A 15,059-nucleotide genomic window follows, 5' to 3' on the forward strand; every position below is an offset into this window, starting at 1 on the left:
GCGTTCTCCTACAGGTGCGGGAGTATCGCCGGCATCAGGTCCTGGAAGGTGCGGCCGTTGGTCGGGGTGCCGAGGGCCGTCAGCGTCCAGCCGGTCCCGGCACGGTGCACCTTCGCCATGATCTGGGCCGTGTACTGGCCACCGCCCGCGAGCGTGTAGCGGGCCAGCTCCTGGCCGTTGGTCTCGTCGACCAGACGGCAGAACGCGTTCTGCACCTCCTGGAAGGTCTGTCCCGTGAAGGAGTTCACGGTGAAGACGATCTGGTCGATGTGGACCGGCACCCGCTGGAGGTCGACGAGGATGGCCTCGTCGTCGCCGCCCTGGCCGACACCTCCGACCAGGTTGTCTCCGGTGTGGCGCACGGAGCCGTCGTCGCTCACCAGGTGGCGGAAGAACACCACGTCGACCGGCTGCTTGTCCGCGAACAGCACCGCGGAGGCGTCCAGGTCGATCTCCCGGGTGCGCGAGCCGAACAGGCCGCGCCGGGGAGCCGCCTGCCAGCCGAGACCCATCCGCACCGCGGTCAGGCTGGCACCGTCGTTCTTCTGCAGACTGATGGCCTGACCCTTGGTCATATTGACGGTCACGACTGTTTCCCCTCTCGAACTGTCCCCTGTTGCCGCGGATTCCGCGGATGCTCAGAACCCTACGCACGGGCGCTGACGGTGCCGAACCCCCGTCCGCTCTTTGTGTCGGTCTTGCAACACACTGTGCGGGGTCGGGGTCCGGCGGTGCCGCGCGGAGGTCAGGCCAGGCCTCCCTCCCTCATCTGACGGAGTTCCTTCTTCATCTCGGAGACTTCGTCCCGCAGCCGGGCCGCGACCTCGAACTGCAGGTCGGCGGCGGCGGCGCGCATCCGCTGCGTCATCTCCTCGATCTGTTCGGCGAGTTGGGCCGCGGGACGGTCGGTCGGCAACGTTTTCCCGTCCTTGCCCTTCGCGGACTTGGCGCTCTTGGCCGCCTTGCCGCCGAGCGCGGGCACGGGGGTCTTGGCAGGCTTGCCGTCCTTGCCCTGGCGGTAGCCCGAGCCGAGCAGTTGCTCCGTGTCGACGTCCTCGCGGGCGATCTGCGCCACGATGTCGTTGATCTTCTTGCGGAGCGGCTGGGGGTCGATGCCGTGCGCCGTGTTGTACGCGACCTGCTTCTCCCGGCGGCGGTTGGTCTCCTCGATGGCCCTCTCCATCGCCGGGGTGATCTTGTCCGCGTACATGTGGACCTGGCCGGAGACGTTGCGCGCCGCGCGGCCGATGGTCTGGATCAGGGAGGTGCCGGAGCGCAGGAAGCCCTCCTTGTCGGCGTCGAGGATCGCCACCAGGGACACCTCGGGCAGGTCGAGACCCTCCCGGAGGAGGTTGATGCCGACCAGGACGTCGTACTCGCCGGAGCGCAGTTCGCGCAGCAGCTCGATCCTGCGCAGGGTGTCCACGTCGCTGTGCAGGTAGCGGACCTGGATGCCGAGTTCCAGGAAGTAGTCCGTGAGGTCCTCGGCCATCTTCTTGGTGAGCGTGGTGACCAGGACACGCTCGTCCTTCTCGGTCCGCGCGCGGATCTCGTGCACCAGGTCGTCGATCTGGCCCTCGGTGGGCTTGACGACGACCTCCGGGTCGATGAGACCGGTGGGACGGATGATCTGCTCGACCGCGCCGTCCGCGCGGGAGAGCTCGTACTTGCCCGGAGTCGCCGACAGGTAGACGGTCTGTCCGATGCGCTTCTGGAACTCCTCCCACTTCAGCGGGCGGTTGTCGAGCGCGGAGGGCAGCCGGAAGCCGTGGTCGACGAGGGTGCGCTTACGGGAGGCGTCGCCCTCGTACATGGCGCCGATCTGCGGCACCGTGTTGTGCGACTCGTCGATGACGAGCAGGAAGTCGTCCGGGAAGTAGTCGATGAGCGTGTTCGGTGGGGAGCCGGGCTCGCGGCCGTCGAAGTGCATCGAGTAGTTCTCGACACCGGAACAGGAGCCGATCTGGCGGAGCATCTCCAGGTCGTACGTCGTGCGCATGCGCAGCCGCTGGGCCTCCAGGAGTCTGCCCTGCTTCTCCATCTCGGCCAGGCGCTCCCCCAGCTCCTTCTCGATGTCGTTGACGGCCCGCTCCAGGCGCTCGGGTCCCGCGATGTAGTGGGAGGCCGGGAAGACGTAGAGGTGCTCGTCGTCGCTGATGATCTCGCCGGTGAGCGGGTGCAGCGTGGAGAGGGCCTCGATCTCGTCGCCGAACATCTGGATGCGGACGGCCAGTTCCTCGTAGACCGGGAAGATCTCGATGGTGTCGCCGCGTACCCGGAAGGTGCCCCGGCTGAAGGCGACGTCGTTGCGCGTGTACTGGATGTCCACGAAGCGGCGCAGCAGTTGGTCGCGGTCGATCTCGTCGCCGACCTTGAGGGGGACCATGCGGTCCACGTACTCCTGGGGCGTGCCGAGGCCGTAGATGCAGGAGACCGAGGCGACCACGATGACGTCGCGGCGGGTGAGCAGCGAGTTGGTGGCGGAGTGGCGCAGCCGCTCGACCTCCTCGTTGACCGAGGAGTCCTTCTCGATGTATGTGTCCGACTGCGGGACGTACGCCTCGGGCTGGTAGTAGTCGTAGTACGAGACGAAGTACTCGACCGCGTTGTTCGGCAGGAGCTCGCGGAACTCGTTGGCCAGCTGGGCGGCGAGGGTCTTGTTCGGCGCCATCACGAGCGTGGGGCGCTGGAGCTTCTCGATCATCCACGCCGTGGTGGCGGACTTGCCGGTGCCGGTCGCGCCCAGGAGGACGACGTCCTTCTCACCTGCCTCGATGCGCCGGGACAGCTCGGCGATCGCCGCCGGCTGGTCGCCGCTGGGCGTGTAGGGACTGACGACCTCGAAGGGCGCCACCGTGCGTTCGATGTGGGAAACGGGCCGCATGGGTTCCACCGTACGACCCGCCACTGACAACGGGGTCCGTCACCGGTTCTGCGGGGTCCGGGATCCGTGCCGGCGGACCCCGCGGCCGGAGGGGTGCGGGGGCCGGTGGCGGGCGGTGTGCGGGGGTACGGCGGCGGCCGGGACGCCCGGCTTGTGCTCGACGGGCGTCCACTCGGGCCTGCCCATGACCATCAGCGGGTCGAACATCACGACCACTCCGGCGAGGCAGAGGAAGGCGAGGGGGCCGATCATCATCGGCGCGAGGAGGGCGGCGGCCGAGTCGCCCGCCGTGGTCTCGGCGGTGCCGTGGAGGTGGACGCTGAGCGCGGCCATGCCCGTGTAGTGCATGCCGGTGACGGCGAGTCCCATGACGAGGCTCGCGCCGACGCTCCACAGGAACCCCCGGACCTGCCCGGCCGCCCACAGGGCGGCCGTCGCGGCCACGACGGCGATCACGACGGACAGGCCGACGGTGACCGTGTTGTATCCCAGTTCCCCGTTGAGCCGCATGCCCGCCATGCCCAGGTAGTGCATCGTGGCGATGCCCAGGCCTGTGATGGTGCCCCCGGTGAAGAGCGCCGTTCCGCCGGCGCCCTTGTAGCCGACGATGAAGATGCCGAGGCCCACCATGACGATCGCCACGCCCAGGCTCGCGAAGGTCATCGCCCTGTCGTAGTGGACCGGTGTCTCCCTGACCTGGAAACCCATCATCGCGATGAAGTGCATGGTCCATATGCCGGAGCCGATGGCCGCCGAGCCGAGCGCCAGCCATCCGGAGCGCCAGGAGTGGGAGACGAGCATCGCTCTGGTGGTGCAACGGAGGCCGAGGGCGCCGCCGAGGCAGGCCATGAAGTAGGCCACCAACGGCGTGACGAGTCCGTAGCTGAAGCCGTCGACCGTGCCCTGCATGCGCGATGGCCTTTCCGCCCTGTGGCGTTCCCGATGTCTCCGGAATGCGCTCCGTCCCAGGCCGCGGGAGCGGTCGGGGCTGACGCAGAAGAGTATGACTCCCACCGGAATGGTCGAACGATTTTCCGGCAAAGAAACACGGCCTCGCCCCACTTGTGCGGTATCAGTGAGCGGACTTGGGCAAGCCGAGTCGGACCGTGTCCGTCCGGTTACCCCCTCGGCGTCGACCGTCTGCTGTCACGCTGGAACGGAACGTGATGGCACGACGCGAGGAGTACGCATGCACACGCGCGCAGTCACCGCCTCGATCACCGCGCTTCTGGGCATAGCCGCCCTCTTGGGCATAGTCGCCCTCCTGCCCCCCGGCTCCGACGCCAGGGCCGGCGGCAGCGCCGGGTGGCTCACCGTCGTCGCCCACCGCGGGGCTTCGGCCTACGCCCCCGAGAACACCCTCGCCTCCATCGACAAGGCGGCCGCGCTCGGCTTCCGGTGGGTCGAGAACGACGTCCAGCGCACCCGGGACGGCCGGCTGGTCGTCATCCACGACGACAACCTGCAACGCACCACCGATGTCCGGCGGGTCTTTCCCGACCGGTCGCCCTGGAAGGTCAAGGACTTCACCGCCGCCGAGATCGCCCGGCTCGACGCGGGCAAGTGGTTCGGCCGCTCGTACGCGGGCACGCGCGTGCCGACCCTCAAGCAGTACATGCGCGAGGTCGAGCACAACCACGAGAAGCTGCTGCTGGAGATCAAGAACCCGGGGCTCTATCCCGGCATCGAGCGCCAGACCCTCGACCTCCTCGGCAAGGAGGGATGGCTGGACCGGTCGCACCTCGCCGGCCGGCTGATCGTCCAGAGTTTCAGCGCGGACAGCCTGCGCATCGTCCACCGTCTCGCCCCCGCCGTCAGGACCGGCTTCCTCGGCACCCCGTCGGTGGCGTCCCTGCACCGGTACGCCGACTTCACCGATCTGGTCAACCCTCCGTACACCGCCCTCTCCCGCGGCTACGTCTCCGCCGTGCACGCCTTCGACGGAGCGCACGGCAGGCCGCTGGAGGTGTTCGCCTGGACCGTCGACGACGCGGCCACCGCCTGGAAGGTCGTCGGGTACGGGGTGGACGGTGTCATCACGGACAGGCCGGATGTCGTACGGACTGCGCTGGCCGGTTTCTGACTCCGGCCGCCGCGGCCCGCTCGTGAGGCGCTGTGGGTCGTGGGGCGTTGTCAGTGGCGGGCCGTACCGTGGTCCGCATGAACAGCCATGGGCAGTACGAGCAGCAGGTGGTGTGGGCCGTGGTCGGCACCGGCGTCGGTCCGCTGCTGCTGGCCGCCACCCGCCACGGCCTGGTCAACGTCGTGTTCCATGCCACCGGCCCGGTGCGCGACAGAGCGCTCGACCGGCTGGCGTCCCGGCTCGGCACCGCACCGGTCGAGGCGCCCGGTTCGCCGTTGCTGGCCGAGTCGATACGTCAGGTCGAGGCTTACTTCGCCGGCGCGCGGCGCGACTTCGAACTGCCGCTGGACTGGTCCCTGATCGGCGGCTTCAACCGCCAGGTGCTGCGCGAGCTGGCGGCCGGTGTCCCCTTCGGCTCGGTCGTGGGGTACGGCGAGCTGGCGGGCCGGGTCGGCCAGCCGCGCGCGGCGCAGGCGGTGGGCGTGGCGATGGGTTCCAATCCGCTGCCGGTGGTGGTGCCCTGCCATCGGGTCATCGAGAGCGACGGCGGCATCGGCGGCTTCGGCGGCGACGTGGAGACCAAGCGGAAGCTGCTGGCACTGGAGGGTGTCCTGCCGGAGCCGCTGTTCTGAGTCGCTGTCCGGGCCGGCGTCCCCCCGCGTGCGTGGACGCCCTTCCCGTCTGTCAGCGGGCGGTGGCCGGGGAGGCACGAGGTTTGACGGGGTGTGCCGCCCGCCAGAGATGAGGAAGGGCCGTTCGACAGGAGGCAGGCACGTGGTGCTGGTGGTTTCCGAGGAAGTACGTGAGGCGATCGACGCGCGCCAGCCCGTGGTGGCCCTGGAGTCCACGATCATCGCGCACGGGCTGCCACGCCCGCGCAACCTCCAGGTCGCTCTGGAGCTGGAGGCGACGGTACGGCAGGAGGGCGCCGTCCCCGCGACGATCGCCGTACTGGACGGGCGGCCCCATGTCGGCCTGAACAAGGACCAGTTGGAGCGGGTCGCCAACGAGGACGGGATACGCAAGCTCGGCCACCGCGACCTGCCGCTCGCGGTGGCGGCGGGGGCCAGCGGGGCGACCACGGTGTCGGCGACCGCGCTGCTGGCCGCCCTGGCGGGGGTCCGGGTGTTCGCCACCGGTGGGCTCGGCGGGGTGCACCGGGAGTGGACCGTGACGCAGGACGAGTCCGCCGACCTGGGGCTGCTCGCGCGGACCCGGATCACGGTGGTGTGCGCGGGCGTGAAGTCGATCCTTGACGTGCCGGCCACGTTGCAGCGTCTGGAGACGCTCGGGGTGGCCGTGGCCGGATACGGCACGGACCGCTTCCCCGGCTTCTATCTGTCCGACTCCGGGCACCCGGTGGAGTGGACGCTGGAGACTCCGGAGCAGGTGGCGGAGGTGATGCGGGCCCAGGACGGGCTCGGCGTCCCGGAGTCGACACTGATCGTCGCCCACCCGGTGCCCGAGGAAGAGCAGTTGGATCCGGAACTGCACGCGCGCGTGCTGGCCGACGCGCTGCACGCCTGCGAGGCGGAGGGCGTCACCGGCCAGGCGATCACGCCGTTCCTGCTCGACTACCTGGTGCGGCACACCGACGGCGCCTCCCTGGACGCCAACCTGGCGGCGGTTCGGGGCAACGTACGGCTGGCGGGGCGGATCGCGGCGGCCTGGGCAGGGGCGTGACGACGGGAGCGGGCGGGGCGCTCCTGGTCGTCGGGGATGTGGTCACGGATGTCGTCGCCCGGCACCGGGGACCGCTCGCCGCCGGCACCGACACCGCCGCCGCGATCCGGACCGTGCCGGGCGGCGCGGGCGCCAACGTGGCCTGCTGGGCGGCCCATTGGGGGTGTGCGGACGTACGGCTGCTCGGTCGCGTGGGCGCGGACTCGGCCGCGTGGCACGAGCGGGAGCTGATCGCCGCCGGGGTACGGCCCCGGCTCGTCGTGGACCCCGGGGCGGCGACCGGGACGGTGATCTGTCTCGTCGACGCGGGGGCGTCGGCCGAGCGGACGTTCCTCACGGACAGTGGGGCATCGCTGCGGCTGGAACCCGGTGACTGGTCGGACGCGTCGCTCGACGGTGTGGCCCGGCTGCATCTGTCGGGCTATCTGCTCTTCTCCGAGTCGAGCCGGGCGCTGGTGGCGGCGGCCCTGGAGTCGGCACACGCGCGTGGTGTGCCGGTGAGCATGGATCCGGCGTCGGCGGGTTTCCTCGCGGAGCTGGGCGTGGACCGTTTCCTGGGGCTCGCGGCGGGGTTGGACGTGCTGCTGCCCAGCCGCGACGAGGCGTGCCTGCTCACGGCGGTGCCGGACGCGGCGGACGCGGCGGCCCAACTGAGCCGGCTGGTCCCCCTGGTGGTCGTGAAACTGGGAGCCGCGGGGGCGTTGGTGGCCCACTCAGGCGCGGTGCACGCGCGCGTACCCGCGGCGCCCGCGACTGCCCACGACACCACCGGCGCCGGCGACGCCTTCACGGGCGCCTTCCTCGCGGCCCTCCTCGCGGGCGCCGACCCGGAGGGGGCGGCGACGGAGGGATGCCGGGCCGGGGCCCTGGCCGTACGGAGGGTGGGCGGAAGACCACCGGTACCGGGCTGAAACCACCGGACCCGGGCCGAGGAGGCACCGGTACCGGGCTGACCCCCTGGTACCCGGCTGAGAGGCACCGGTGCCGGGCCGGGGTCACCGGCGCCCGCTCGAGACCTGTCAGCCGCCCTACGCCTTGCGCCCCCATACCGAGATCATCGGTGCCGTGGCGAGGTCCATGGAGCCGGCGGCCACGTTCGACAGATGGCGGTCGATGTCCGCCTCCGTGGCGATGCCCGCGCTGACGAGCTGGTCGCGGATCTGCCGGACCGTGGCGGATTCGAGGGCGGCACAGGCAGGTGAGGTGACCGGGAAGTACGCGTCGGCCTCGACGCGGCGCAGCCCTGCCTCCCGGAACAGGCGCGGGAGTCTGCGGCCATAGGAGAGGTCGGCGCCGCGGTCGGCGAGCAGTGCGCGAAAGCCATGCCTGAGCCGGTTCGCGAGTTGCTGCTCGGGCCCGTGTTCGTCGGGGCAGAGGAGGGGCTGGAGGGCGGGGTCGGCGTCCTCGACGAGAAGGCGTCCGCCGGGGCGCAGTGCTTTGATCATCGAGCGCAACGCCCGTTCCCGGTCCGGCACATGGACGAGTACGAGCCGGGCGTGCACGAGGTCGAAGCTCTCCGCCGGCGGCTCCTCCGTACCCACGTCGTGGACACGGACCTCGACCGGCGGGCGGCCGGCCGCGGCGACCCGGGTGGTGTCGATGTCGGTCGCGACCACCTTGCCGGTCGGGCCGACCTTCTTGGCCAGCCAGGACACGACGGAGGTACCGCCGGCGCCGACTTCCCAGACGCGCCAGCCGGGTCCGACGCCGAGTCCTTCGAGGTGCCGGAAGGTCGTGGGGTCGAAGAGCGTGGCCAAGGCGTCGAAGCGCTGCCCCGCTTCGGCCTGCCCGTTGTCGAGGAGATACCCGTCGGTTCGCGTCATGCCGCGATCATCCCAGTTGCCCGGCTTGCGCGGCGGGGGCGACGCTCCGGCACGACCGGAGGGCCGCGCTGCCGCGACCGCGTCTCCGCGGCCCGAAACGGCCGCGCCCGGTTTGTCCACAGTCGGGAACCAAGCGGAATGTCGCGTTCCCACAGGCTTGCCCGCGGTTCGCGCGGGCCTGGCAAACTTGCCGGCCAAGGCGCAGAAATGCGATGTGAGGGGAACCACGCAAGGAGAGCCAGATGTCCATGGCAGGGAATCTGCGGAGGGTGACGGGCCTCGGCAGGGTCGGCGGCCTCCGCAAGGTGGCACAGCTGGCCCGGCGACGCCCGAAAGTCGACCTGAGCCACCCCGCCCGGTCACCGCTGGGCTCCTCGGTGGTGAACTGCGTGGTCTATCAGGACGGGGTGCGCATTCCGGTCGGCGGCGATCTCGTCGACGCGGTGGAGCGGGTGCGCAAGAAGGACGACGGCTTCGTCTGGCTGGGTCTGCACGAGCCGACGGCAGGGGAGTTCGCGGACGTCGCCGACCTTTTCGATCTGCATCCCCTGGCCGTCGAGGACGCGGTCGAGGCTCATCAGCGCCCGAAGGTGGAGCGCTACGGCGAGACGCTGTTCGCGGTGTTCAAGACGGTCTGCTACGTCGAGCACGAGAAGCTGACCGCGACCAGCGAGGTCGTGAACACCGGCGAGATCATGCTGTTCGTCGGCACCGACTTCGTCATCACCGTGCGGCACGGACGGCACGGCTCGCTGGGCCCGCTGCGCGAGGAGCTGGAGTCGGATTCCCAGCAGCTCGCCAAGGGGCCGGCCGCCGTGCTGCACGCGGTCGCGGACCACGTGGTCGACGACTACCTGAGCGTCACGGACTCGGTGCAGGCGGACATCGACCAGGTCGAGACGGACGTGTTCGCGGAGAACGGCGCGCGGGCCGATCCGGGCCGCATCTACCAGCTCAAGCGCGAACTCCTCGAACTGAAGCGGGCGGTGGTGCCTCTGAGCCGACCGCTGGAGGATCTCGCGACCCGGCCGGCGCGGGTGGTCGGCCCCGAGATACAGGCCTACTTCCGGGACGTCTCCGACCACCTGCTGCGGGCGAAGGAGCAGATCGCGTCCTTCGACGAACTGCTCAACTCGATCCTCCAGGCCCATCTCGCCCAGGTGACGGTGGCGCAGAACGAGGACATGCGGAAGATCACGGCGTGGGCCGCGGTGATCGCCGTACCCACGATGGTGTGCGGCGTGTACGGCATGAACTTCGACCACATGCCGGAGCTGCACTGGCGGTTCGGCTATCCCCTGGTGCTGGCGGTGATCTCGGCGTCCTGTCTGGTGCTGTACCGGGGGTTCCGGCGCAACGGCTGGCTCTGACACCGACCGACGGCCGGCGCACGGCACGCCCGGCGCGGTCCCGGTCCGGCGACGGCGGCTCAGCCGTTCCAGGCGGGGTGCCGTGGGTCGTCGGCCCGTACCAGGAGGTCGGCCGTGGCCGCCGGGTCGGTCTCGTCCGCGTAGCGCTCGAAGGCGGGGAGGGTCCAGTGGTCGGTCTCGGGGGTACGGCGGCGCAGGGCGCCCGGCGAGAGGAGGACGTGAGCGGTCAGGTCGAAGGGGAACCAGTGCCGAAGGAGAAACGAGCCGTGCATCACCAGGACGGCGCCGGGCGGGAGTTGGACGTAGGGGCTGCGGGTGGCCCGGTCGGTGGCGGGGTTCCACAGGTCCGGCAGGACACGGCCGTCGCCGCCCGGTTCGAGGGGGCCGAAGACCTCGCGCCACAGGGCGCCGGTGTCGAGCCAGCCGTCGTAGTAGGCGTCGACGTCCTGGCGGCCGTACTCCAGGCGCAGCGACGCGGGCCGCAGAAAGCCCTCGGTGCCGACGACGAGGGAGGAACGGCCGCGTACGCGCAGCGCCTCCGCGACGCGTTCGGCGAGGTCACCGGGGCGGGCCGCCGGGGCACCGTCGAAGGCGACACGCGGCCAGGACCCGCCGTCGTCCGGCTTGAGTTCGAGCAGACGCTCGGCGAGGAGGTCGCCGAGCCGGTCCCAAGTGATCGCTTCCAGTCGCACACGGCCCATGATGCGTCAGCCCGCGGCCGGCCGCGGAGCCACCCTCGACGCACGCGGCTCCGGTCCGAGGCGAGTCGCTCCTCATTTCCTGGCCGCGCGGCCCCCTGCCGTGGTGGTCCTGGTTTTAATCCTGGTCCTGGTCCTGGTCCTGGTCATGGTCATGGTCATGGTCCTGGTCCTGGTCCTGCAGAGCGTCAGGGATGTCACGAGCGGTTCCGGCTTCCGTATCCCGACGCGATGGTCGTCGATCTTTCGCGCCGGGCCGCCCCGTCAGAGGGTGGGCGCCTGCTGGACCTGGCCTGCGGCACCGGGCAACTCGCCTATCCGCTCGGCGAGTTGTTCGCGGAGGTCTGGGCCGTGGACGCGGAACCGGACATGACCGAGGTGGTACCGGCCAAGGCGGACGCCGTCGGCGCGGGCCGCATACGGGCGGTCACGGGCCGTGCCGAGGAATTGGACGCCGAGCCGGGCGGTCTCGAACTGATCGTCATCGGCAACGCCTTCCACCGGCCGAACCGTTCCCCGGTCGCCCGGCGCGCCCGTGCCTGGCTCAAGCCCGGCGGCTGCCTGGCGCCGTGCTGGCCGACCTCGCCGTGGGCGGGGCCCCGCGAGTGGCAGCGGAGGCTCGACGGAATGCCGCGCTCGTGGCGGAGTGCCCTCGGGGCGGCCGGGCGGATTCCGCCGGGTTGGGCAGGGGAACGGCGGCGGGACCCCGACCACGAGGTACTGGCTCGGGCCGGGTTCGACGACGCCGGACGCCATGAGTTCTCCGTCGAGCACCACTGGACGATGCCCGAACTCGCCGGTCACATCCGGTCGACCTCGTTCCTGCCGCCTTCCGTGCTCGCCGACCGCGCCTCCGTGTTCGACCCGGTCTCGCTGCCGGACTCGGCCGCCGTACGGCCGATGGCCGGCTCACCGACACGGTCGGCTCCGCCCACGAACCGGCGCCCAAGCCGACTCCCCCGTGGCCGTCCGGGCGGCCCCGCCCCCGCGTACGGGCGCCCGGTGAGCGGAGTTGGCCAAGAGGAAAACGACGGGACGGCGGCGGTGCTGCCTGGCGAGGGGTGCGGTGCCGGACGGCCACCGCTCAGGGGCCGACGCCCAGTTGCTTGATCTGGGCGCCGGTCAGGGCACGGTCGTAGACGCGTACGTCCTTGATGGCGCCGGGGAAGAAGTCGGTGGAGCCGCCGTTGTACTTGGCCCGTCCGATCACCAGGGCGCCGCCCGCGGCGGTGACGTCGGCCACGGTGCCCTCCTGGACGGCGTCGACGAAGAGACGGAGCCGGTGCTGGGGGCCGTCGCACACGCCGACGAGGTGGGTCCAGACACCCGGCACGGGGGCGGTGCGGCCCGCGGCCCGTTGGGCGGCGCCGGCGAAGGCCCACTGCCGCTCGGCGCCGGAGTACTGGAGGTAGAAACAGCTGTTGACCCCGCCCTCCTCGCTGACGGCGGTGGCGGAGCCGCCGGGGATCGTGCGCAGCCGCACCCATGCCGACACGGTGAAGCTGCGCCCCTCGCTGGTGTCGATCACCGGCCGGGCGGTGACGATCTGACTGCTCGTGCCGTCGAACACCGCGGCCCCCTGCTGCGGGCTGACGCCGGTCGCGGTGCCGTCGTTGCCGCCGGCGGTGTCCCGTGCGATGTCGCCGGAGCCCGCGTCGAGGGGCCAGCGGCCGACGGGCCGGGGGAGGCGGACGGCGGCCGTGGTCGGCGACGCGGTGGCCGCGGTTGCCTCGTCGTCGTGGTGGCCGGAACGGGTGAGCCACAGGCCCGTGCCGACGCCGAGCGCGGTGACGGCGGTTCCGGCACCGGCGAGAAGGAGGCGACGGCGGGTCGGAGCCGGCGGGGGCGCGGGCGCGGGCGGGTCGGTGTCGAGGCGGGTGGCGGAGCGGGTGACCGGAACGGTCGCCGTCCCGACCTGGGTGGGCCGGTACTCCCGTACCCCGCTCGTGTGGGCGGGCCGGCCCGAACGGGTCGCATGAACCGGGTGACTTGAGTGAGTTGAGTGGGTCGCGTGGACCGGGTGGGCCGTCTCGGCCGGCATGCCGCGGGCGGGCGGGTGAGCGGCGGCGGCCCAGGGGCCGACGTGGGCCAGGATCTGGTGCGGGGTGGGGCGGGCCGCCGGGTCCTTGGCCAGACAGGCGTTGATGAGCGCGCGCAGGGCGGGGTCGGTGAGGGAAGCGACCTCGGGCTCGCCGTGCACGACCCGGTAGAGCAGGGCGGGGGTGGGACCGGTGCCGAAGGGGTTGACGCCGGTCGCGGCGAAGGCCAGCACCGCGCCGAGGCAGAATACGTCGCTCGCCGGGGTGATGTCCGCGCCGGCGACCTGCTCGGGCGACATGAAACCCGGTGAGCCGGCCAGGAGTCCGGTCCCGGTGAGCGAGTCGCCCTCGACACTCCGTACGATCCCGAAGTCGATGACTCGCGGCCCGTCCTCGGCGAGCAGGACGTTGGAGGGCTTGAGGTCGCGGTGGATCAGCCGCGCGGCGTGAATCGACACGAGCGCCTCGGCGAGCCCGGCGGCCAGCGCGAAGACGGCGGGCGGCGCGAAGGGGCCCTGTTCCGCCACCGCCTGTTCCAGCGAGGGGCCGGAGATGTAGCTGGTCACCAGCCAGGGGCGCGGCGCGTCGGGGTCGGCGTCGATCACCGGCGCGGTGAACGCTCCGCTCACCGAGCGGGCGGCCTGCACCTCGCGCCGGAACCGGGAGCGGAATTCGGGCCGCCGTAGCAGTTCGGAGTGGACGACCTTCACCGCGACGAGCCGGCCGCCGGGTGAACGCCCCAGGTAGACCCGCCCCATTCCCCCCGCGCCGAGTCGGCTGATCAGCTGGTACGCCCCGACTGCTTCCGGGTCGTCCGACTCCAGCGCTGTCACAACTGCCTCCCGCAGTACCTGCGTTGCCCCCGTGAACTCGGGACAGCTTAGGTGCAGCGGACGACCTGATCGTCGAAGTCCCGTACAGGAGGCGGTAGTTCGAACAATGGTCAGGAGTGGCGCTGTCACGGGCGAGAGGTGGGCGGCTGCCCGGCCGCTCAGCTGTCCAGGTGGCGCTTGTCCAGCCAGGCGACCATTGCGGGGTCGCGGTGGTCGAAGAAGAGTGTCGTGCCGGTGGCGAGGCCCGCGATCCGGTCCTTCTCGTCGTCGGTCGGCTCGAAGGCGAAGATGTCGAAGATGTCGAGGGGCTGCGCCATCCGGCCGGGACGCGGCGGCGGTTGGACTGGCAAGGGCGTGGTCAGCCTCGGAGCGAGCCTCGCGCGAGGGCCTGTCCGTCAGCTGTTCCGCGCTGCTCCCGCCCAGCGCGGGCAGCGTCTTCGAGACACTGGTGCCGCGCGGCCTCCGCTCCTCGGCCGGGCGTCCCGTACCCACGGCTCGGTGGTGACGAACAGGTCAGTCGCGCGGGAGGGCGCGGCCGACGGCTTCCTCGTCGCCGTAGGCGGCGGCCGTGTCGAGCAGCCGGTAACCGGGGCGGCGAGGGCGTCGGAGACGACCCCTCCGAGCGACAAAGAGGAGCCGCCGTGCGGACTATCGGGTGCGGGGGTCAGCGTTCGAGCATCCGGGCCTGGGCCTCGGTGTGGGTGTCGCCGGCGGCGGGGGGCAGGCTGCTCAGCTTGTCGAGCTGTTCGCCGGTCAGCCGGACGGTGTCGGCGGCGGTGTTCTCCTCGACCCGGGCCACGCGCTTGGTGCCGGGGATCGGGGCGATGTCGTCGCCCTGGGCGAGCAGCCAGGCCAGGGCGACCTGCGCGGGCGTGGCGCCGACCTCGGCGGCGACGGCCTGGACCTCGTCGGCGAGGGCCAGGTTGCGCTGGAAGTTCTCGCCGGTGAAGCGCGGGTTGTCGCGCCGGAAGTCGGACTCGTCGAACTGGTCGGTGGAGCGGATCGTGCCGGTCAGGAAGCCGCGCCCGAGCGGGGAGAACGGCACCAGCCCGATGTTCAGCTCGCGCAGCACCGGCAGGACCCGCTCTTCGACGCCCCGGGTCCACAGGGAGTACTCGGACTGCACGGCGGTGACCGGGTGGACGGCGTGGGCGCGGCGGATGGTGTCGGGGCCTGCCTCGGAGAGGCCGAACGCGCGGACCTTGCCCTCGGTGATCAGCTCGGCGACCGCGCCGGCCGTCTCCTCGATCGGGGTGTTCGGGTCGACCCGGTGCTGGTAGTACAGGTCGATGTGGTCGGTGCCGAGGCGGCTGAGCGAGCCTTCGACGGCCGTACGGATGTTGGCCGGGCCGCTGTCGAGGTTCCAGGGGCCCTGGCCCGCGTGGGAGACGAGGCCGAACTTCGTCGCCAGCACCACCTGCTCGCGGTGGCCCTTCAGGGCGCGGCCGAGGAGTTCCTCGTTGGTGTAGGGGCCGTAGATCTCGGCGGTGTCGATCAGGGTGACGCCCAGTTCCAGCGCCCGGTGCACGGTCCGGACGGACTCCGCCTCGTCCGTCCCGGAGCCGGTGTAGCCGTGGGTCATCCCCATCGCTCCGAGTCCGATCCGGGAGACCTCCAGGTCGCGCAGCTTGATGTGTCGCATTCGC

14 protein-coding genes and 1 pseudogene are annotated in these 15,059 nt (G+C 71.5%); 6 read left to right on the top strand and 9 right to left on the bottom strand.

The genetic code is table 11. The features are described 5' to 3' along the window. Nucleotides 1-8: 8 nt before the first annotated feature. The 3 genes from ABZT12_RS31220 to ABZT12_RS31230 form a co-directional block, all read right to left on the bottom strand. On the bottom strand, nucleotides 9-587 hold the full coding sequence (locus tag ABZT12_RS31220; protein WP_356390750.1) for a TerD family protein: 579 nt from the start codon (nucleotides 585-587) through the stop codon (nucleotides 9-11). 158 nt (nucleotides 588-745) lie between these two features. Next, entirely contained in the window at nucleotides 746-2,884 is a 2,139-nt protein-coding gene (gene uvrB / locus ABZT12_RS31225; RefSeq protein ID WP_356390752.1) for an excinuclease ABC subunit UvrB, read from the bottom strand. A 39-nt stretch (nucleotides 2,885-2,923) separates the two neighbouring features. Then, nucleotides 2,924-3,793: an MHYT domain-containing protein gene (locus tag ABZT12_RS31230; RefSeq protein WP_356390754.1), complete on the bottom strand. Its 870-nt coding sequence runs from the start codon at nucleotides 3,791-3,793 to the stop codon at nucleotides 2,924-2,926. 280 nt (nucleotides 3,794-4,073) lie between these two features. Here ABZT12_RS31230 and ABZT12_RS31235 point away from each other — a divergent pair, with 280 nt between their 5' ends. The 4 genes from ABZT12_RS31235 to ABZT12_RS31250 all read left to right on the top strand — a co-directional run bounded on the left by ABZT12_RS31235 (nucleotide 4,074) and on the right by ABZT12_RS31250 (nucleotide 7,561). Beyond that, entirely contained in the window at nucleotides 4,074-4,967 is an 894-nt protein-coding gene (locus ABZT12_RS31235; protein WP_356390756.1) for a glycerophosphodiester phosphodiesterase family protein, read from the top strand. 77 nt (nucleotides 4,968-5,044) lie between these two features. Beyond that, nucleotides 5,045-5,599: a methylated-DNA--[protein]-cysteine S-methyltransferase gene (locus ABZT12_RS31240; protein ID WP_356390758.1), complete on the top strand. Its 555-nt coding sequence runs from the start codon at nucleotides 5,045-5,047 to the stop codon at nucleotides 5,597-5,599. 145 nt (nucleotides 5,600-5,744) lie between these two features. Beyond that, nucleotides 5,745-6,650, top strand: a complete 906-nt coding sequence (locus tag ABZT12_RS31245; protein WP_356390853.1) for a pseudouridine-5'-phosphate glycosidase — start codon at nucleotides 5,745-5,747, stop codon at nucleotides 6,648-6,650. Next, the gene (locus ABZT12_RS31250) at nucleotides 6,647-7,561 is read left to right on the top strand and encodes a PfkB family carbohydrate kinase (RefSeq protein ID WP_356390760.1); all 915 of its coding nucleotides are present in this window, start codon (nucleotides 6,647-6,649) and stop codon (nucleotides 7,559-7,561) included. The genes ABZT12_RS31245 and ABZT12_RS31250 overlap by 4 nt, the downstream gene beginning before the upstream one ends. Nucleotides 7,562-7,678: 117 nt before the next feature. On the opposite strand, the gene ABZT12_RS31255 is transcribed toward ABZT12_RS31250, so the two are convergent. Beyond that, nucleotides 7,679-8,473, bottom strand: coding sequence for a methyltransferase domain-containing protein (locus ABZT12_RS31255; RefSeq protein ID WP_356390763.1), 795 nt, complete (start codon nucleotides 8,471-8,473; stop codon nucleotides 7,679-7,681). Between the two features lie 242 nt (nucleotides 8,474-8,715). On the opposite strand from ABZT12_RS31255, the gene ABZT12_RS31260 reads away from it, so the two are divergent. After that, nucleotides 8,716-9,843: a magnesium and cobalt transport protein CorA gene (locus tag ABZT12_RS31260; protein ID WP_356390765.1), complete on the top strand. Its 1,128-nt coding sequence runs from the start codon at nucleotides 8,716-8,718 to the stop codon at nucleotides 9,841-9,843. Nucleotides 9,844-9,902: 59 nt separating this feature from the next. Here ABZT12_RS31260 and ABZT12_RS31265 read toward each other — a convergent pair whose 3' ends face one another. After that, a complete protein-coding gene (locus ABZT12_RS31265) occupies nucleotides 9,903-10,544 on the bottom strand; it encodes a uridine kinase (RefSeq protein WP_356390767.1) in 642 nt (213 codons plus the stop codon). Nucleotides 10,545-10,772: 228 nt separating this feature from the next. Here ABZT12_RS31265 and ABZT12_RS31270 point away from each other — a divergent pair, with 228 nt between their 5' ends. Continuing rightward, the gene (locus ABZT12_RS31270) at nucleotides 10,773-11,651 is read left to right on the top strand and encodes a class I SAM-dependent methyltransferase (RefSeq protein ID WP_356390770.1); all 879 of its coding nucleotides are present in this window, start codon (nucleotides 10,773-10,775) and stop codon (nucleotides 11,649-11,651) included. On the opposite strand, the gene ABZT12_RS31275 is transcribed toward ABZT12_RS31270, so the two are convergent. The 4 genes and pseudogenes from ABZT12_RS31275 to ABZT12_RS31290 all read right to left on the bottom strand — a co-directional run bounded on the left by ABZT12_RS31275 (nucleotide 11,626) and on the right by ABZT12_RS31290 (nucleotide 15,055). Continuing rightward, on the bottom strand, nucleotides 11,626-13,413 hold the full coding sequence (locus tag ABZT12_RS31275) for a LamG-like jellyroll fold domain-containing protein (protein ID WP_356390772.1): 1,788 nt from the start codon (nucleotides 13,411-13,413) through the stop codon (nucleotides 11,626-11,628). The two genes, ABZT12_RS31270 and ABZT12_RS31275, sit on opposite strands and share 26 nt — an antisense overlap. A gap of 158 nt (nucleotides 13,414-13,571) precedes the next feature. After that, entirely contained in the window at nucleotides 13,572-13,730 is a 159-nt protein-coding gene (locus ABZT12_RS31280) for a hypothetical protein (RefSeq protein ID WP_356390773.1), read from the bottom strand. A gap of 162 nt (nucleotides 13,731-13,892) precedes the next feature. Beyond that, a pseudogene (locus tag ABZT12_RS31285) lies at nucleotides 13,893-14,024 on the bottom strand (aldo/keto reductase); the annotation flags it as partial. Nucleotides 14,025-14,077: 53 nt separating this feature from the next. Beyond that, a complete protein-coding gene (locus tag ABZT12_RS31290) occupies nucleotides 14,078-15,055 on the bottom strand; it encodes an aldo/keto reductase (RefSeq protein WP_356390775.1) in 978 nt (325 codons plus the stop codon). Between the last annotated feature and the right edge of the window lie 4 nt (nucleotides 15,056-15,059).

The organism is Streptomyces sp. NPDC005423 (genome assembly GCF_040606415.1).
GTDB lineage: Bacteria > Actinomycetota > Actinomycetes > Streptomycetales > Streptomycetaceae > Streptomyces.